The sequence below is a fragment of the Bordetella petrii genome (genome assembly GCF_017356245.1).
GTDB lineage: Bacteria > Pseudomonadota > Gammaproteobacteria > Burkholderiales > Burkholderiaceae_B > Bordetella_A > Bordetella_A petrii_D.
In genome coordinates this window covers 1,191,334-1,207,280 of the sequence record NZ_JAFMZZ010000001.1, presented here as the reverse complement: position 1 = coordinate 1,207,280, position 15,947 = coordinate 1,191,334, and the positions used below count along the sequence as shown (strand labels likewise).

General features: G+C 69.6%; 19 protein-coding genes. 9 read left to right on the top strand and 10 right to left on the bottom strand.

Features of this window, described 5'->3' with window-relative positions; translation table 11 throughout:
- Positions 1-52: 52 nt before the first annotated feature.
- Positions 53-1,024: a Bug family tripartite tricarboxylate transporter substrate binding protein gene (locus J2P76_RS05850; protein ID WP_207405217.1), complete on the bottom strand. Its 972-nt coding sequence runs from the start codon at positions 1,022-1,024 to the stop codon at positions 53-55.
- A gap of 136 nt (positions 1,025-1,160) precedes the next feature.
- Positions 1,161-1,496: a copper-binding protein gene (locus J2P76_RS05845; RefSeq protein ID WP_207405215.1), complete on the bottom strand. Its 336-nt coding sequence runs from the start codon at positions 1,494-1,496 to the stop codon at positions 1,161-1,163.
- 142 nt (positions 1,497-1,638) lie between these two features.
- Here J2P76_RS05845 and J2P76_RS05840 point away from each other — a divergent pair, with 142 nt between their 5' ends.
- From J2P76_RS05840 to rfbC, 4 genes are read left to right on the top strand one after another with little or no spacing between them, the layout of a single operon-like run.
- Positions 1,639-2,199: a cob(I)yrinic acid a,c-diamide adenosyltransferase gene (locus tag J2P76_RS05840; protein WP_207405214.1), complete on the top strand. Its 561-nt coding sequence runs from the start codon at positions 1,639-1,641 to the stop codon at positions 2,197-2,199.
- Positions 2,200-2,231: 32 nt separating this feature from the next.
- A complete protein-coding gene (rfbB, locus tag J2P76_RS05835; protein ID WP_207405212.1) occupies positions 2,232-3,293 on the top strand; it encodes a dTDP-glucose 4,6-dehydratase in 1,062 nt (353 codons plus the stop codon).
- Positions 3,290-4,201, top strand: a complete 912-nt coding sequence (rfbD, locus tag J2P76_RS05830) for a dTDP-4-dehydrorhamnose reductase (RefSeq protein WP_207405210.1) — start codon at positions 3,290-3,292, stop codon at positions 4,199-4,201. Before rfbB ends, rfbD begins: the two co-directional genes overlap by 4 nt.
- Positions 4,198-4,743, top strand: coding sequence for a dTDP-4-dehydrorhamnose 3,5-epimerase (gene rfbC / locus J2P76_RS05825; protein ID WP_207405209.1), 546 nt, complete (start codon positions 4,198-4,200; stop codon positions 4,741-4,743). Before rfbD ends, rfbC begins: the two co-directional genes overlap by 4 nt.
- An 11-nt stretch (positions 4,744-4,754) precedes the next feature.
- Here the strand turns inward: rfbC and lipA are convergent, their stop codons facing one another.
- The 6 genes from lipA to J2P76_RS05795 all read right to left on the bottom strand — a co-directional run bounded on the left by lipA (position 4,755) and on the right by J2P76_RS05795 (position 9,752).
- Positions 4,755-5,753 carry a lipoyl synthase gene (lipA, locus tag J2P76_RS05820; protein WP_207405206.1) on the bottom strand — a complete coding sequence of 333 codons (999 nt, stop codon included), beginning with the start codon at positions 5,751-5,753 and terminating at the stop codon, positions 4,755-4,757.
- A gap of 64 nt (positions 5,754-5,817) precedes the next feature.
- Entirely contained in the window at positions 5,818-6,459 is a 642-nt protein-coding gene (gene lipB / locus J2P76_RS05815) for a lipoyl(octanoyl) transferase LipB (protein WP_207405204.1), read from the bottom strand.
- Positions 6,460-6,481: 22 nt separating this feature from the next.
- The gene (locus J2P76_RS05810) at positions 6,482-6,757 is read right to left on the bottom strand and encodes a YbeD family protein (RefSeq protein ID WP_207405202.1); all 276 of its coding nucleotides are present in this window, start codon (positions 6,755-6,757) and stop codon (positions 6,482-6,484) included.
- Positions 6,758-6,778: 21 nt separating this feature from the next.
- Positions 6,779-7,645: a D-amino acid aminotransferase gene (locus tag J2P76_RS05805; RefSeq protein ID WP_207405201.1), complete on the bottom strand. Its 867-nt coding sequence runs from the start codon at positions 7,643-7,645 to the stop codon at positions 6,779-6,781.
- A gap of 71 nt (positions 7,646-7,716) precedes the next feature.
- Positions 7,717-8,961, bottom strand: coding sequence for a D-alanyl-D-alanine carboxypeptidase family protein (locus tag J2P76_RS05800; RefSeq protein WP_207405198.1), 1,245 nt, complete (start codon positions 8,959-8,961; stop codon positions 7,717-7,719).
- Positions 8,962-9,098: 137 nt separating this feature from the next.
- On the bottom strand, positions 9,099-9,752 hold the full coding sequence (locus tag J2P76_RS05795; protein ID WP_207405196.1) for an alpha/beta hydrolase: 654 nt from the start codon (positions 9,750-9,752) through the stop codon (positions 9,099-9,101).
- A 91-nt stretch (positions 9,753-9,843) separates the two neighbouring features.
- On the opposite strand from J2P76_RS05795, the gene J2P76_RS05790 reads away from it, so the two are divergent.
- Genes J2P76_RS05790 through J2P76_RS05780 form a run of 3 tightly spaced genes read left to right on the top strand, consistent with a single transcriptional unit; the run spans position 9,844 to position 11,658 of the window.
- Positions 9,844-10,704 carry a biotin--[acetyl-CoA-carboxylase] ligase gene (locus tag J2P76_RS05790; RefSeq protein ID WP_207405195.1) on the top strand — a complete coding sequence of 287 codons (861 nt, stop codon included), beginning with the start codon at positions 9,844-9,846 and terminating at the stop codon, positions 10,702-10,704.
- Positions 10,701-11,495 (top strand): type III pantothenate kinase, encoded by a 795-nt coding sequence (locus J2P76_RS05785; protein WP_207405193.1) that lies wholly within the window; start codon positions 10,701-10,703, stop codon positions 11,493-11,495. The genes J2P76_RS05790 and J2P76_RS05785 overlap by 4 nt, the downstream gene beginning before the upstream one ends.
- 10 nt (positions 11,496-11,505) lie before the next feature.
- Positions 11,506-11,658, top strand: coding sequence for a hypothetical protein (locus J2P76_RS05780; protein WP_207405191.1), 153 nt, complete (start codon positions 11,506-11,508; stop codon positions 11,656-11,658).
- 143 nt (positions 11,659-11,801) lie between these two features.
- Here J2P76_RS05780 and J2P76_RS05775 read toward each other — a convergent pair whose 3' ends face one another.
- Positions 11,802-13,103 carry a 3-deoxy-D-manno-octulosonic acid transferase gene (locus J2P76_RS05775; RefSeq protein WP_207405189.1) on the bottom strand — a complete coding sequence of 434 codons (1,302 nt, stop codon included), beginning with the start codon at positions 13,101-13,103 and terminating at the stop codon, positions 11,802-11,804.
- Positions 13,104-13,150: 47 nt separating this feature from the next.
- On the bottom strand, positions 13,151-14,173 hold the full coding sequence (gene waaC / locus J2P76_RS05770) for a lipopolysaccharide heptosyltransferase I (RefSeq protein WP_207405187.1): 1,023 nt from the start codon (positions 14,171-14,173) through the stop codon (positions 13,151-13,153).
- 139 nt (positions 14,174-14,312) lie between these two features.
- Here waaC and J2P76_RS05765 point away from each other — a divergent pair, with 139 nt between their 5' ends.
- Both J2P76_RS05765 and J2P76_RS05760 read left to right on the top strand, forming a co-directional pair.
- Positions 14,313-15,365, top strand: a complete 1,053-nt coding sequence (locus J2P76_RS05765) for a Gfo/Idh/MocA family protein (RefSeq protein WP_207405185.1) — start codon at positions 14,313-14,315, stop codon at positions 15,363-15,365.
- 2 nt (positions 15,366-15,367) lie between these two features.
- Positions 15,368-15,940 carry an acyltransferase gene (locus J2P76_RS05760; RefSeq protein WP_207405184.1) on the top strand — a complete coding sequence of 191 codons (573 nt, stop codon included), beginning with the start codon at positions 15,368-15,370 and terminating at the stop codon, positions 15,938-15,940.
- Positions 15,941-15,947: the final 7 nt, after the last annotated feature.

Sequence of the window (15,947 nt, the reverse complement as noted above, 5' to 3'; positions counted from 1 at the left end):
CCGTAGACAGGTTGGGGAAAAATGCCGGAAGCGTCCCGCCAGGGCCGCCCGCTCAGTCGATCTGCACGTGGGCGCGCTGCACCACCTCGGCCCACTTGTCGACCTCTTCTTTGAAAAAGGCCGCGAACTGCTGCGGCGTCGAGCCCACCGGCTCGGCGCCCACTTTGCGCAAGGTGGCGCTGACTTCAGGGGTGTTGACGGCCTGCACCGCGACCTTGCCCAGCTTGCCGATAATGTCCGGCGGCGTGCCGGCCGGCACGAACAGGCCGAACCACGAAGTGGCGTCGTAGTCTTTCACCCCCAGCTCGGCCAGCGAGGGAATGTCGGGGGCGGCCGGCGAGCGCTGCGCGCTGCTGACAGCCAGCGCGCGCAGCTTGCCGCTTTTGATCAGCGGCAGCGTGGTGATGATGTTGTCGAAGGTCAGCGGCACCTGGCCGCCCAGCACGTCGGCCATGGCCGGCGCCGCGCCCCGGTACGGCACGTGCGACAGCTGGATGCCGGCGCGGGCGCAGAACAGCTCCATGAACAGGTGCGAGCCCGATCCGTTGCCGGCCGTGGCGTAATCGGGTTCATGGCCCTTCTGGGCATGCTTGGCGGTGTCGATCAGGTCGGCCACGGAATGGATCGGCGACTTGGGGTTCACCACCAGCAGGAACGGCGCGGACGACAGCTGCGATACCGGCGTCAGGTCGCGCACCGGATCGTACGGCAGGCTTTTGTACAGGCTGCCGTTGATCGACAGCGAAATCGTGCCGAACAGCAGGGTGTAGCCGTCGGGCCTGGCCTTGGCCACCGCGTCGGACGCGATATTGCTGGCGGCGCCGGGCTTGTTCTCGACCACCACCGGCTGGCCCAGCAGGGTTTCCATCTTGGCCGCCATGGCGCGCGCCGCCACGTCCGATGCGCCGCCGGCGGGAAAGCCCACCAGCAGGTGCAGCGGCCGTTCGGGGTAGCCGGCCGCCTGGGCGGCGCCGGCCAGCGACAGCAGCCCCGCCGCGAGCCAGGGTTTCCAGGTCTTCTTCATGTCTCGCTCCTGTCTTGTTGTAGATATGGATGACAGGCGAGATTGTGCGCGCGTCCCCGCCGCGGGAACACCGTGCCCGGCCGAATGGCTTATTCAGGATTGTTGAAAACTGGCGGGCGGCCGGCCCGCCGCGCGCCTATTTGCTGATGTCGGTGACCACGTAGCGGCCGTCCTGGCGGGTGGCGGTGAAACGCACCTTGTCGCCTGGCCTGATGCCGGCCAGCAGGGCCGGATCGGCCCGATACACCAGCGTCATGGCGGGCAGGTCCAGGGCCGTGATCTTGTCGTGCTTGATGGTGACCTTGCCGCCGGCCGCGTCCACCCGGCGCACTTCGCCGCTGGCGGTGGCGGTGGCGGTGGCGGTGGCGGGCGCTTCCTGGCTGGCCGCCCGGGCGGGCGCGGGCAGGCCGGCCCCGCCGGCCAGTACGGCCGCCGCCAGCAGGCCGGCCGCCGCTTTGTGCGCATGCTGCATTGCATTGCTCCTTGAGCGCGCCGCGCCCGGCAATGCCGGCGCCGCGCAGACATGCACAGGATAGCGCGTTCGCGCCAGCCGGCGCTGGCACTACACTAAGGCTTTGTTTCTTCACGCAACCACGACCCGAGGGCATCCGCGCATGGGCAACCGACTTTCCGCCGTGGCCACCCGCACCGGCGACGATGGCACCACCGGCCTGGGCGACGGCAGCCGCACCGGCAAAGACACGCCGCGCATCGCCGCGCTGGGCGAGGTAGACGAGCTGAACAGCGTCATCGGCCTGTTGCGCGCCGAAACACTGCCCGACGCCGTGCAGGCCGATCTGGGCGTCATCCAGAACGATCTGTTCGACCTGGGCGCCGAGCTGTGCATTCCGGGCCACACCACGCTGGATGCCAGCCAGCTGGCCTTTCTGGACGAGCGCCTGGCCCACTACAACGGCGCGCTGCCGCCGCTGCGCGAATTCATTCTGCCGGGCGGCTGCCGCGCCGCGGCGCTGGCCCACCTGGCGCGCACGGTGGCGCGCCGGGCCGAACGCTCGGTGGTGGCGCTGGGCCGCGACGAACCCCTCAACGCCCCGGTGCGCCAATACCTGAACCGCCTGTCCGACCTGATGTTCGTGCTGGCCCGCCACCTGAATGGCGCGCAGGGCGCCGGCGATGTCTTCTGGACCAGCCGGCATTCCCGGGTGCAGCCCTAGGCTGCCATCAAGGCTGCCCGCCAGCGTATTCCATGAGCATCCTCGTCACCGGCGGCGCCGGCTTCATCGGTTCGAACTTCGTGCTGGCCTGGCTGGGCCATACCGATGAACCCGTCATCAACCTGGACAAACTGACCTACGCCGGCCATGCCGGCAACCTGGACAGCCTGAAAGGCGATGCCCGCCACCTGCTGGTGCAGGGCGATATCGCCGACAGCGGCCTGGTGGCCACGCTGCTGCAAACCCACCAGCCGCGCGCGGTGCTGAATTTCGCTGCCGAATCGCATGTCGACCGCGCCATCCGCGGGCCCGATGCCTTCATCCACACCAATGTCACGGGCACTTTCCAGCTGCTGGAAGCGGTGCGCGCCTATTGGCAGGCGCTGGACGGGCCGGCGCGCGCGGGTTTTCGCTACGTGCAGGTATCCACCGACGAGGTCTACGGCTCGCTCGAGCCGCAGGCCCCGCCGTTCGCCGAAGGCGATCCGTACCGGCCCAACAACCCCTATTCGGCCAGCAAGGCCGCGGGCGACCACCTGGTGCGCGCCTACCGCCACACCTACGGCCTGCCGGTGCTGACTACGCACTGCCCCAACAATTACGGCCCGCGCCAGTTTCCCGAAAAGCTGATTCCGCTGCTGATCCACCAGGCCCTGGCGGGCCGGCCGCTGCCCCTGTACGGCGACGGCTCGCACGTGCGCGACTGGCTGTACGTGGACGACCACTGCGCGGGCTTGCGGCGGGTGCTCGAAGCCGGCGAGCCCGGCCAGGTCTATCATATCGGCGCCGGCCAGGAACGCAGCAACCTGCAGGTGGCCCAGGCCGTGTGCGCGCTGCTCGATACCTGGCGGCCACGCGGCGACGGGCGCGCCCATGGCGAACAGATCACCTTCGTGCACGACCGCCCCGGCCACGACCGGCGCTACGCCATCGACGCCGGCAAAATCCACCGGCAGCTCGGCTGGCGGCCAAGCCATGCGTTCGACGCCGGCCTGCGCGCCACCGTGCAGTGGTACCTGGACCATCCGCAATGGGTGGCCGGCGTGGCGGGCGGCGCCTATCGCCATTGGCTGCAGACGCAGTACGCGCCATGAAGATCCTGCTGCTGGGCGCCACGGGCCAGATCGGCAATGCCTTGTGCCGCACCCTGCTACCGCTGGGCCGCATCACCGCGCCCACGCGCGCCCAGGCCGACCTGGACGATCTGGACGGCCTGCGGGCGCTGCTGCGGGCGCAGGCCCCCGACCTGATCGTGAACGCGGCGGCCTGGACGGCGGTCGACCCGGCGCAGCAAGACCCCGCCCCGGCCCGGCGCGCCAATGCTGAAGCCGTGGCCGTGCTGGCCGCGCAGGCACGCCAGAGCGGCGCGCTGCTGGTGCACTATTCCACCGATTATGTATTCGACGGCGCCAAGCCGGCCCCCTACCTGGAAACCGACGCCCCCAACCCGCTGAACGAATACGGCCGCTCGAAGCTGGCGGGCGAGCAGGCCATCGAGGCCAGCGGCTGCCGCGCCCTGGTGCTGCGCACCAGCTGGATCTACGCCGCGCACGGCCGCAATTTCGTCAAGACCGTCCTGCAGTTGGCGCGGCAGCGCGACGAACTGCGCGTGGTGGCCGATCAGGTCGGCGCGCCGACGTCGGCCGAACTGGTGGCCGACGTTACCGCCCTGGCACTGGCCGCGCACCGCCGCCAAAGCCTGCCCGAGGGCCTGTATCACCTTAGCGCGGCCGGCAGCGCCAGCTGGCACGACCTGGCCTGCCGCAGCGTGCGGCGCGCCCGGCAACAGGGCATGGCGCTGCGCCTGCGGCCCGAGCGCATCCACGCCATCGGCACCGACGACTACCCCCTGCCCGCGCCGCGCCCGCGCAACTCGCGGCTGGACACGCAGCGCCTGGCCGGCGCGCTGGGGCTGGACCTGCCCGACTGGACCGTGCACCTGGACCGCACCATCGACTGCCTGGCCCGGCGCGGGTCCGGCGCCCTGCCGGACACACCATGAAAATCACGCCCCTGGCCATTCCCGATGTCGTGTTGATCGAACCCGACGTCTTCAGCGATGCGCGCGGCTACTTCTTCGAAAGCTACAACGCGGCGCGCCTGCAGGCGGCGCTGGGGCGCGCGCCCGCCTTCGTGCAGGACAATCAATCGCGTTCGGTGCGCGGCGTCGTGCGCGGGCTGCATTACCAGATACGCCAGCCGCAGGCCAAGCTGGTGCGCGTGGTGGCGGGTGAAGTCTTCGACGTGGCGGTGGATCTGCGCCGCGCCTCGCCCACCTTCGGGCAATGGGCCGGCGCCCTGCTGTCGGCCGAAAACAAGCGCCAGCTCTGGGTGCCCGAAGGCTTCGCGCACGGCTTCATGGTGCTGTCGGACGTGGCCGAGACCCTGTACAAGGCCACCGATTACTACGCGCCTGCGCACGAGCGCTGCGTGCGCTGGAACGATCCGGATATCGGCATCGCATGGCCGGAACTGGGCGAAGCGATCGTGTCCGCAAAAGACCGCCGCGGCGTGGCGCTGCGGGATGCGGACACGTATGCCTGATCTGAAACCGCTCAGTTGACTCCGGCCGCGTGCGCCTGCTGGTCGGCGTGGTACGACGAGCGCACCATGGCGCCCACCGCGGCGTGCGAGAACCCCATGGCGTAGGCTTCGCGCTCGAACATCGCGAAGGTGTCGGGGTGCACGTAGCGCAGCACCGGCAGGTGGTGCTCGGACGGCTGCAGATACTGGCCGATGGTCAGCATGTCGACGCCGTGCTCGCGCATGTCGCGCATGACCTGCAGGATTTCGTCGTCGGTTTCGCCCAGGCCCAGCATCAGGCCCGACTTGGTGGGCACTTCGGGGTGCAGCTGCTTGAACTCGGCCAGCAGCTTCAGCGAATGCGCGTAGTCGGAGCCCGGACGCGCCTGCTTGTACAGGCGCGGCACGGTTTCCAGGTTGTGGTTCATGACGTCGGGCGGCCCGGCGTTCAGGATGGCCAGGGCGCGTTCCAGGCGGCCGCGGAAGTCGGGCACCAGCACTTCGATGCGGGTGCTGGGCGACAGCTCGCGGATGCGCGAGATGCAATCGACGAAGTGGGCGGCGCCGCCGTCGCGCAGGTCGTCGCGGTCGACCGAGGTGATGACCACGTACGACAGCTTCAGGGCGGCGATGGTGCGGGCCAGGTTTTCGGGTTCGCTGGCGTCGAGCGGATCGGGGCGGCCGTGGCCCACGTCGCAGAACGGGCAGCGGCGGGTGCACTTGTCGCCCATGATCATGAAGGTGGCCGTGCCCTTGCCGAAGCATTCGCCGATGTTGGGGCACGAGGCCTCTTCACAGACGGTGTGCAGGTTGTGCTCGCGCAAAATCCGCTTGATGTCGTAGAAGCGCGAACCCGGCGCGGCGGCCTTGACGCGGATCCATTCGGGTTTTTTCAGGCGCTCGGCCGGCACGATCTTGATGGGGATGCGCGCGGTCTTGGCTTGCGACTTCTGCTTCTGCGTGGCGTCGTAGGCGGACGGCGCGGCGGATTGCGGGTCGTTCGAGGAAAGAGAGGGCTCGAGCGTGGACATTCGTCACCTTCGTGATGGCCGCGCCCGCGAAACCCGGCGGCACGGTCCGGGAGAAAAGGGCATTTTAGCGCGTTGCGCCGGCCGGCCCCGGCATGGCGGCCAGCAGGCGCTCGGCCAGGCGCTGGCCCACGTCGACCAACGGGCGCCGCGCGCCGCATGCAGCCATGTCTACAGTAACCAGGCCTTCGTAGCCGCACGGGTTGATGCCCAGGAACGGCGACAGGTCCATGTCGACGTTCAGCGCCACGCCATGGTAGGCGTAGCCGTTGCGGATCTTGATGCCCAGCGCGGCGATCTTGGCCAGTTCGCCCGCCGCGCCTTGCGGCACGTAAACGCCCGGCGCGCCGGGCTTGCGGCAGGCGCCCGCGACGCCGAAATCGGCCAGCGTGCCGATGGCCGCGTCTTCGAGCAGGCGCACGTATTCGCGCACGAACAGGCCGGCGCGGCGCAGGTCGAACAGGGTATAGGCCACCACCTGCCCCGGCCCGTGATAGGTAACCTGCCCGCCGCGGTCGCACATCACCACGGGGATGGCGCCGGGGTTCAGCAGGTGCTCGGGCTTGCCGGCCTGGCCCAGCGTGTACACCGGCGCGTGCTCGCACAGCCAGACCTCGTCGGGCGTGGCCGCGCCGCGCCCGGCCGTGAAGGCCCGCATGTCTTGCCATACCGGCGCGTAGTCGGCCGGCCGGGTCAGCCACTTGATCATGGCATGCGCCTGGCTGGCCGCCCTACAGGACGATGGACACCATGGGGTGCCCGTGCAGCGCGCGATACAGGTTGTCGAGCTGCTCGCGCGAAGTGGCGCGCACGGTGAACGTCAGGCCCATGTAGTTGCCGCCCTTGCTGGGCCGCATCTCGACCTTGGCGGGATCGAAGCCCGGATCGAATTGCAGCACCACGTCGGTCATGGTCTGGGCGAAATCGGGGTGCTGCTTGCCCATGACCTTGATGGGAAAGTCGGACGGGTACTCGATCAGCGATTCTTCGGGCGGGATGGGATGCATGGCAAAACCGGCCGCGACGGCCTACAGGGCGGCGATACGGGCATCATACCCCGCCCGCAGCCGGGCATAAACGGGGCCGGGCTTGCCGCTGCCGACCGGCTTGCCGTCGTAGCGGGTGGCCGGCAGGATTTCCTTGGTGGCCGAAGTGACCAGCAGTTCGTCGGCGGCGGCCACTTCTTCTTGCGACAGGCGGCGCGCCTCGAAGGCCACGCCGGCCTCGGCCGCCAGCTCGCCCATCAGGCCGTAGCGGATGCCTTCGAGAATGAGGTTGTTCTTGGGCGGGGCCAGCAGCTTGCCGCCCGACACCACCCAGATATTGCTGGACGAGCCTTCGGTCAGGAAGCCGTCGCGGAACTGCGCGACTTCGTCGGCGCCGGCCTCGACCGCCTGCTGCCGGGCCAGCACATTGCCCAGCAGCGACACCGACTTGATCTCGCAATGCAGCCAGCGTTCGTCGGGAATGCTGATCAGGCTGATGCCCTGCTCGCGCTGCGCCGCCGAGGGCGGGTTGAACACGGTGGCCATGCCGAACACCGTGGGGCGAACGGCTTCTTTGGGAAAGGCGTGGTCGCGCTTGTAGACGCCGCGCGTCACCTGCAGGTAGACGATGCAGGTGGGCGTGGCCGAACGGCGCGCCAGTTCGCCGATGAGCTCGATCCATTCGGCGCGCGCCATGGGCTGGGCGATGCTCAGCGCCTTCAGGCTGCGGTCGAGGCGGTCGAGGTGCTCGGCCATGCGGAACGGCTTGCCGTTGTACACCGGCACGACTTCGTAGATGCCGTCGCCGAAAATGAACCCCCGGTCCAGCACCGAGATCTTGGCCTGGTCGGCCCGTGTGAATTCACCGTTGATATACACCTGGCTGTCGCCCGGCATGCCCGGAATCATGGATGGCTCCTGAGTAGGAAAGGGGCGGCGCCGCCGCCCCGGAATATGAGTGCGTGAAGCGGATGCGTAATTTACTGGAACTTGCGCTTGACCATGTCGACCAGGCGGCCGAAGAAGCCGGCCCGTTCAACGTTGTCTTGCACCACCAGCGGCTCGGTGCGCAGCACCTTGCCGTCGAGGGTAAGCTGCAGCGTGCCGACCTGCTGGCCCTTGGACAGCGGGGCCACCAGGGGATCGGTGCGCTGCGCCACCGGCTTGATGTCGCCGGACTTGCCGCGCGGCACGGTCAGCGACACCGGCTTGGGCGGGCCCAGCTTGACGGTTTCGACCGTGCCTTCCCAGACGCGCACTTCCAGCCCGGGCTGGCTCTTGTCGTACAGCTTGACGGTGTCGAAGTTCTGGAAGCTCCAGTTCAGCAGCTTCAGGCTTTCTTCGGCGCGGGTGGCCTCGCTGTCGGCGCCGGCCAGCACGGTCAGCACGCGGCGGTCGCCGCGCAGCGCGGTGGACACCAGGCAGTAGCCGGCCGCGTCGGTGTGGCCGGTTTTCATGCCGTCGACCGAAGGGTCGGCCCACAGCAGGCGGTTGCGGTTGGGCTGCGTGATCTTGTTGTAGCTGAACTCTTTCTGCTTGTAGTAGTGGTAGTAGTCGGGGTGGTCGTTGATCAGCGCGGCCGACAGGACCGCCAGGTCGGCCACGGTGGTGACGTGCTGCGGGTCGGGCAGCCCGGTGGCGTTCATGAAATGCGTGTGCTTCAAGCCCAGGCGCTCGGCTTCCTGGTTCATCAGCGCGGCGAAGGCGGATTCGCTGCCGCCCACGGCTTCGGCCAGCGCCACCGAGGCGTCATTGCCCGACTGTACGATCATGCCCTGGATGAGCTCGTCGACCGTGACGGGTTTGCGCGGCTCGATGAACATGCGCGAGCCGCCGGTGCGCCACGCGTGCTCGGACACCGGCACCTGCTGCTCGAGAGTGATGCGCTTTTCTTTCAGCGCATTGAACACCACGTAGGCCGTCATGATCTTGGTCAGCGAGGCCGGCTCGATCTGCATGTCGGGGTTGGCCGCCGCCAGCACCTGGCCGCTGCTGACATCGACGGTGATCCAGGCGCGCGCCGCGATGGTGGGCGCGGGCACCGACGACAATTCCGCCACTGGCGTCGTGGCCGCCGGAGCGGGCGCGGTGCTGGCCGCCGGCGCTGCCGGCTGCTGCTGCGCCCAGGCGGGCGCGGATGCCGCCATCAGCGCCGACAGTACGGCGCCGGCCAACGCACGGCGAGAAAACGCAACAGAAGACGGAAGGGAACGATTTTTTTTCATCGGCGAGAGTAGTCCACGATCAAAGGCCGCCCGGCGGGCAAAAAGCTGCATCATTATAGGCAGGGGGTGGGACTGCGCGGATGCGATAACGTTCCTGGCCGCGCCAGACCGGTAACGCGATGCTACCCCGGCGGGCCTCAGTCCAGCGCCACTTTCAGCCGCGCCTGCACCAGCGCGCGCAGCACCAGCAGCTTGCCGTGGAAGAAATGCGAGGCGCCCGGCACCACCACCACCGGCACATCGCGCGGACGCGCCCAGTCCAGTGTTTCGGACAGCGGCACCACCTCGTCGTGTTCGCCATGCACCATCAGCGTGTCGGCCGGCACGTCGATGTCGTGTTCCTGGAAGCGCTGCACCGCAGCACCCATCAGCATCAGCGCCGCGGGCAATGCCGCATCGCCGGCCTGGACCAGGCCGGCGTAGGTTTGCGCGGCCACCGCGGTGCCGAACGAAAACCCGCCCAGCACCCAGGGCGCGGCGGCCAGCTCGGGATACCGCTGGCGCATTTGCGCCACCAGCGCCAGCATGTCGCGGGTTTCGCCGCGGGCCTTGTCGAACTGGCCTTCGGACTTGCCCACGCCGCGGAAATCGGGGCGCACCGCCGCCAGCCCGTGCTGCACGCAGGCGCGCGCAATAGTGGTCACGACCTTGTTGTCGCGGGCGCCGCCCTGCAGTGAATGCGGGTGCAGCACCAGCGCCCAGCCGCGCGGAGAATCGGCCGGCCAGTCGATGGCGCAATCGATGAGGCCGGCTTCGCCGGTGAAGGACTGGGTTTCGGTGCGTGCGGGCATGGACAAGCGCAAAGGAAAGCGGGCAAGCCTGCATGTTACCAATCAACCCCCGCCGTGACCCGCCGCGGCGCGGTGCCCTACAATCGCCGCCATGTTTACTGATGTCCGCCACACCGACCTGCCCGCGCCCGAGGCGCTGGCGCGCGAGCTGTCCGCGCGGCTCGATGGCTTCCAGTCCATCGGCTGGACGGCCAGCACCGGGTCCACCAATGCCGACCTGCTGGCGCGCGCGCGCGCCGGCGGCGGGTCGTGGCTGCTGGGCACGCACTTGCAGCAAACCGGCCGGGGCCGGGCCGGACGCCCCTGGCAGAACCGCTCGGGCGCGGCATTGATGTTTTCGTGCGCCTACCCCGTGCGCATGCCGGCCAACCGCCTGCCGGCGCTGTCGCCGCTGGCCGGCCTGGCCGCCTGCGAGGCGCTGCGCTCGCTGGCGGGCGGCGCCCCGGGGCTGTGCGTCAAGTGGCCCAACGACGTGCAGTGGCACGACGCCAAGCTGGCCGGCGTGCTGGTCGAATCCACCCGCGATCCGGCCGTGCCGGGCGGCTACACCGTCGTCATCGGCATGGGCGTAAACCTGCGCGACGCCGATACCCTGTCGCAGGCGCTGGGGCGTTCGGTGGCCGACTGGACCTGCGTGGTCGAACAATCCGGCAGTGCGCCGGCCAGCGCCGCCGACATCGTGTGCGCCGCCGCCAATGCCTGGCGCGACGCGGTGCGGCAGCTCGAAACGCAGGGTTTCGCGTCCTTCCGGCCCCGCTTCGACGCGGTGGACGCCCTGGCCGGCCGCGCGGTCAACGTCGTGGACCAGGGCGCCGTGCTGTTCAGCGGCACCGCGCAGGGCCTGGATGACCAGGGCCGCCTGTACGTGCACACCGGCGCCGAACGGATACCCGTGTCGGTGGGCGAAATCTCGATCCGCCCGGCGGGCGCCCCGCCCGGAAACCAGACATGATCTTGCTGATCGACTCCGGCAACAGCCGCCTGAAAGTCGGCTGGCTGGACGGCGCCACGCGCGAGCCGGCCGCCATCGCCTTCGACAACCTCGATCCCCATGCCCTGGGAGACTGGCTGGGCACCCTGGCGCGCAAGCCCGTGCTGGCGCTGGGCGTGAACGTGGCCGGCGCCGAACGCGGCGAGGGCATACGCGCCGCTCTGGCGGGCCATGGCTGTCCGGTGCACTGGATTACCTCGCGCCCGCAGCTGCTGGGGCTGCGCAACTGCTATACACAACCGGCCCAGCTGGGCGCCGACCGCCTGGTGTCCCTGCTGGGCGTGCGCAGCCGCCTGCCGCGGGCGCACCCGCCTTTCGTGCTGGCCTCGTTCGGCACGGCCACCACCATCGACACGGTGGGGCCCGACGATGCCTTCGCCGGGGGCCTGATCCTGCCCGGGCCGGCGCTGATGCGCAGTTCGCTGGCGCGCGGCACCGCCAATCTGCCGCTGGCCGACGGGCCGGTGGCAGATTTCCCGGTCGACACCCACCAGGCCATCGCCTCGGGCATCGCGGCCGCCCAGGCCGGCGCCGTGGTGCGCCAATGGCTGGCGGCCTGCCGGCACTACGGCTGCGCGGCCGATATTTATGTAGCCGGCGGCGGCTGGCCCGAGGTACAACAAGAAACCGAACGGCTGCTGGCCCAGGCCGCCGCCGACCACGGCGCGCCGCCCGTGCCGGCCTACCTGGACCGCCCGGTGCTGGACGGCCTGGCGCTGCTGGCCGCCCAGCCCGACCCGCAATCCCTTTGAGCGTGCTGCGATGCGTGTGCTTTTCGTGCTGATCGTGCTGGCCAATCTGTGGGTCTACGCCCTGGGCCAGGGCTGGCTGGGCAGCCGCCCCGACGACGCCGGCCGCGACACCGCCGCGCTCAAGCAAGAGCTCAATGCCGACAAGGTGAAACTCGAACGGTAAGCGCTGCCAGGTGCTGTGAGGGCGCCTTGCTGCCAGGTGTCCGACTCCCGCAGGGTCTCGGACACCGTACGACTGAGACGGCTGCGGCTCACAACGGTGTCAGGCACCTGGCGGAGCCTGACACCTGTACACACCTGTACGGCCTAGGTTTCCAGCCACTCGTCCAGCGCCTGCAAGGTGCGCTCGGTGGCGCCGGCGTGGGTGGCCGACCAGTCCCGTGCCGCGCGGCCCATGGCCAGCCGGCGCTCGTCGTCGTCCAGCAGCGCCAGGGCCGCGTCCAGCGCCGCCGGGACGTCGGCGGCGCGCAACACGGCGCCCGCCGCGATGGCGTCCTGCGCAGCCTGCTTGAAATTGAAGGTGTGCGGCCCCACCACCACCGGCACGCCGGCGGCGCAGGCTTCGATCAGGTTCTGCCCGCCCAGCGGCGCGAAACTGCCCGCCACAATGGCCACATCGGCGGCAGCGTAGTAGAAAGCCATCTCGCCCAGCGTGTCGCCCAGCACCACATCGGTCTCGCCGCTCACCGGCGGCAGCGCCTCGGCCGGCGCGCCGGCCCGCGAACGCCGCACGCACGACAGCCCGGCCTCGCGCAGCTGCGCCGCGGCAGCGTCGAAACGCTGCGGATGCCGGGGGATCAGCACATACAGCACCGGCCGGCCGCTGCCGGCACGGGCGCGCATGGCCTGCGCGAACATGGCGTCTTCGCCCTCGCGCGTGCTGGCCACGGCCACCACCGGCCGCCCCAGCGCCCGGCGCCAGGCCCGCCCGGCCCGTACCTGGCTGGCCGGCAGGGCCAGGTCGAATTTCAGGTTGCCGGTCACCTGCACATGGCGCGCGCCGGCCTGCTCCAGGCGCCGGGCGTCTTCCGGCGTCTGCGCCAGCACCGCATCCAGGCCGGCCAGCGCATCGCGCAGGGCCTCGCCCATCCATCCGGCCTGGCGCAGCGACGATTCCGAGAACCGCGCGCTGACCAGCGCCATGCGCACCCCCTGCCGGCGCGCCTGCGCCAGCAGGTTGGGCCATACCTCGCGCTCGATCAGCAGGCCGCAGCGCGGCGTGTGGTGCTGCAGAAAGCCCTGCACGGCGCCGGGAAAATCATAGGGCAGCCAGGTCTGGCGCAGCTGGCCGGCGGCGATGGCGGCCTCGAACAGGCGCGCCCCCTCGGCGCGGCCGGTGGCGGTAGTGTGGGTCAGCAGGACAGGCAGGCCGCGTTCCAGCAGCGCCTGCACCAGCGGCTGGGCGGCGCGGGTCTCGCCCAGGCTGACCGCGTGCACCCACACTGGCGCCCGGGCGAACGGCGCCGGCTCGGCCGGATCGGGCCGCCCGAAGCGCGCCGCCGAGAAAATGCCCCATTGGCCGCCTGCGCGCCTGGCGCGCCGCGCCATCCACAGCCACACCAGCGGCGCCGCCGCGCGCAGGGCCAGGGTGTAGGCGGGGCGTCGCATATCAGCGGGCCGCCGCGCGGAATATCGGGGCGGCGGGCGTGGGCATGTCAGCTGGCCGCCAGGGCCTGGTCCACCGAGGCCAGCACGGCCTCGCGCGACGGCGGCGCGCCGCGGTCGCCCAGGCTGGCGGTGAAATTCGAGCCGATCAGGGGCGTGCGCACCGGCGTGGACGCCCGGTAGATGCCCACCGTGGGCCGGCCCAGCGCGGCGGAAAGATGAGTCAGGCCGCTGTCGAGCCCCACCATGATGCGCGCGCCCGCCAATTGGCGGGCAATGGCGGTCAGGTCCATGCGCGGCAGCACCTTCACGCCGTCCAGGCCCGCCACCAGCGCCTGGGCGCGCTCGGCTTCCTGGGGGTTGCCGGCCAGCAGGCGCAGGGTGCAGCCGGCCTCGCGCACGCGGGCGAACACGGCGCGCCAGTCGTCTTCGGGCCAGAGTTTGTCGTCGCGGCTGGCCGACGGCATGATGATGGCGTAGCCGTGGTCGGTATTCAGGTGATGGTGGGGGCGGGCGCAGTCTTCCAGCGAAGCCGCGCAGGCCCGGGCCTGCGCCTGGGCCTGCTGCGCGAAAGCCTGCAGGCCGAAGTCGGGCGGGCCGCTATAGGTGTAACCAAAGGCCAGCGCGGCCAGCTTGCGCTGGCGGATGACCGCCGGCTGCCAGAACTCGACCCGGTGGCGCTCTTGATAGAACAGCGAGGCCAGCGGCTCGCGGGCCGAGCGCCAGTCCAGCCCGTGGCGCACGCCGCGGGTCTGCCGCACCAGCCAGGCCGACTTCATCAGCGCCTGCATGTCGAGCACCACGTCGTACTCCACGGCGCGCAGCCGCTCGGCTAGGGCGCGCCGCTCGGCCTTTACCGGGGCCGACCACCAAGCCTTGCGCCAGCGCCGATGGGCCACCTTGATGACCTCGTGCACGGCCGGGTGCCAGCCGGGGATTTCGGCAAATGCCTCTTCCGCGACCCAGTCGATGACGGCGCCGGGCACATGGCGGGCAATATCGGAAATGGCCGGCAGCATGTGCACCAGATCGCCGAGCGAGGAGGTACGGACGATGAGAATGCGGGTTGCCATCAATTACTAGTGGGAACCTTCGGGTGTATTCGTGCAAAAGACCCTACAGGCCTTCGCGGTATCATTGCTGTTACTTTTGACCCGATCCGGGACGGGCCACAACACAGAATCCCGGCAATTTACAACAAACCCAAGACTTATGACGTCTACCCCTATTGGCGACCGCAAGGTCCGCTTCGCCCTGGTGGGCTGTGGCCGCATCTCCAAGAACCATATCGGCGCTATCGAAAAGCACCAGGACCGGGCCGAACTGGTGGAAATCTGCGACACCAACCCGGCCGCCCTGAAAGCCGCTCACGAAGCCACCGGCGCGCGGCCCTTTGACTCGCTGGGTGAACTGCTGGCCGAAAGCACGGCCGACGCCGTGGTGCTGGCCACGCCGTCCGGGCTGCACCCCTGGCAAGCCATCGAAGTGGCCCAGGCGGGCCGCCACGTGGTCAGCGAAAAACCCATGGCCACCCGCTGGGAAGACGGCAAGCGCATGGTCAAGGCCTGTGACGAAGCCGGCGTGCACCTGTTCGTGGTCAAGCAGAACCGCCGCAACGCCACGCTGCAGCTCGTGAAGAAAGCCATCGAGCAAAACCGCTTCGGCCGCATCTATATGGTGACGGTCAATGTGTTCTGGACCCGCCCGCAAGAGTACTACGACGCCGCCCGCTGGCGCGGCAAATGGGAATGGGACGGCGGCGCCTTCATGAACCAGGCCAGCCACTACGTCGACCTGCTCGACTGGCTGATCGGGCCGGTGGAAAGCGTGTACGCCTACACCGGCACGCTGGCGCGCCGCATCGAAGCCGAAGACACCGGCGTGGCGGCCCTGCGCTGGCGCCACGGCGCCATGGGCTCCATCAACGTCACCATGCTCACCTACCCGCAGAACCTGGAAGGCTCCATCACCATCCTGGGCGAACACGGCACGGTGCGGGTGGGCGGCGTGGCGGTCAACCGCATCGACGAATGGAAATTCGCCGAGCCGCACCCCGACGACGACAAGATCCGCGATGCCAGCTATGAAACCTCGTCGGTCTACGGTTTCGGCCACCCGCTGTACTACGACAACGTCATCCGCACCCTGCGCGGCGAATGCGACCCGGAAACCGACGGGCGCGAAGGCCTGCAGTCGCTGGCGCTGCTGACCGCCATCTACCGCTCGGCGCGCGACGGCGTGCGCATTCCGCTGCCGCTGGACTGACCATGACCACCATCCATTCCACCGCCATCGTCGACGAGGGCGCCCGCATCGGCGCCAACAGCCGCATCTGGCACTGGGTGCACATCTGCGGCGGCGCCGAGATCGGCGAAGGCTGCTCGCTGGGCCAGAACGTGTTCGTGGGCAACCGCGTGCGCATCGGCAACCGCGTGAAAATCCAGAACAACGTATCGGTGTACGACAACGTCTTCATCGAAGACGACGTGTTCTGCGGCCCCAGCATGGTGTTCACCAACGTGTACAACCCGCGCGCGGCCATCGAGCGCAAGAGCGAATACCGCGACACCGTGGTGCGCCAGGGCGCCACCCTGGGCGCCAACTGCACCGTGGTGTGCGGCGCCACCATCGGCCGCTATGCCTTCGTGGGCGCCGGCGCCGTGGTCAACAAAGACGTGCCCGACTTCGCGCTGGTGGTCGGCGTGCCGGCGCGCCAGATCGGCTGGATGAGCCGCCATGGCGAACAGCTCGACCTGCCCCTGAGCGGCGACGCCGAAACCACCTGCCCCCATACGGGCGAACGCTACATACTGGCAAACGGCGTATGCCGGCTGGCCTGAGACCCGT

What these genes read in the sequence shown, in the direction of transcription:
- J2P76_RS05850 (WP_207405217.1), bottom strand. Translation starts at nt 1,024, where the DNA reads ATGAAGAAGACCTGGAAACCCTGGCTCGCGGCGGGGCTGCTGTCGCTG.
- J2P76_RS05845 (WP_207405215.1), bottom strand. Translation starts at nt 1,496, where the DNA reads ATGCAGCATGCGCACAAAGCGGCGGCCGGCCTGCTGGCGGCGGCCGTA.
- J2P76_RS05840 (WP_207405214.1), top strand. Translation starts at nt 1,639, where the DNA reads ATGGGCAACCGACTTTCCGCCGTGGCCACCCGCACCGGCGACGATGGC.
- rfbB (WP_207405212.1), top strand. Translation starts at nt 2,232, where the DNA reads ATGAGCATCCTCGTCACCGGCGGCGCCGGCTTCATCGGTTCGAACTTC.
- rfbD (WP_207405210.1), top strand. Translation starts at nt 3,290, where the DNA reads ATGAAGATCCTGCTGCTGGGCGCCACGGGCCAGATCGGCAATGCCTTG.
- rfbC (WP_207405209.1), top strand. Translation starts at nt 4,198, where the DNA reads ATGAAAATCACGCCCCTGGCCATTCCCGATGTCGTGTTGATCGAACCC.
- lipA (WP_207405206.1), bottom strand. Translation starts at nt 5,753, where the DNA reads ATGTCCACGCTCGAGCCCTCTCTTTCCTCGAACGACCCGCAATCCGCC.
- lipB (WP_207405204.1), bottom strand. Translation starts at nt 6,459, where the DNA reads ATGATCAAGTGGCTGACCCGGCCGGCCGACTACGCGCCGGTATGGCAA.
- J2P76_RS05810 (WP_207405202.1), bottom strand. Translation starts at nt 6,757, where the DNA reads ATGCATCCCATCCCGCCCGAAGAATCGCTGATCGAGTACCCGTCCGAC.
- J2P76_RS05805 (WP_207405201.1), bottom strand. Translation starts at nt 7,645, where the DNA reads ATGATTCCGGGCATGCCGGGCGACAGCCAGGTGTATATCAACGGTGAA.
- J2P76_RS05800 (WP_207405198.1), bottom strand. Translation starts at nt 8,961, where the DNA reads ATGAAAAAAAATCGTTCCCTTCCGTCTTCTGTTGCGTTTTCTCGCCGT.
- J2P76_RS05795 (WP_207405196.1), bottom strand. Translation starts at nt 9,752, where the DNA reads ATGCCCGCACGCACCGAAACCCAGTCCTTCACCGGCGAAGCCGGCCTC.
- J2P76_RS05790 (WP_207405195.1), top strand. Translation starts at nt 9,844, where the DNA reads ATGTTTACTGATGTCCGCCACACCGACCTGCCCGCGCCCGAGGCGCTG.
- J2P76_RS05785 (WP_207405193.1), top strand. Translation starts at nt 10,701, where the DNA reads ATGATCTTGCTGATCGACTCCGGCAACAGCCGCCTGAAAGTCGGCTGG.
- J2P76_RS05780 (WP_207405191.1), top strand. Translation starts at nt 11,506, where the DNA reads ATGCGTGTGCTTTTCGTGCTGATCGTGCTGGCCAATCTGTGGGTCTAC.
- J2P76_RS05775 (WP_207405189.1), bottom strand. Translation starts at nt 13,103, where the DNA reads ATGCGACGCCCCGCCTACACCCTGGCCCTGCGCGCGGCGGCGCCGCTG.
- waaC (WP_207405187.1), bottom strand. Translation starts at nt 14,173, where the DNA reads ATGGCAACCCGCATTCTCATCGTCCGTACCTCCTCGCTCGGCGATCTG.
- J2P76_RS05765 (WP_207405185.1), top strand. Translation starts at nt 14,313, where the DNA reads ATGACGTCTACCCCTATTGGCGACCGCAAGGTCCGCTTCGCCCTGGTG.
- J2P76_RS05760 (WP_207405184.1), top strand. Translation starts at nt 15,368, where the DNA reads ATGACCACCATCCATTCCACCGCCATCGTCGACGAGGGCGCCCGCATC.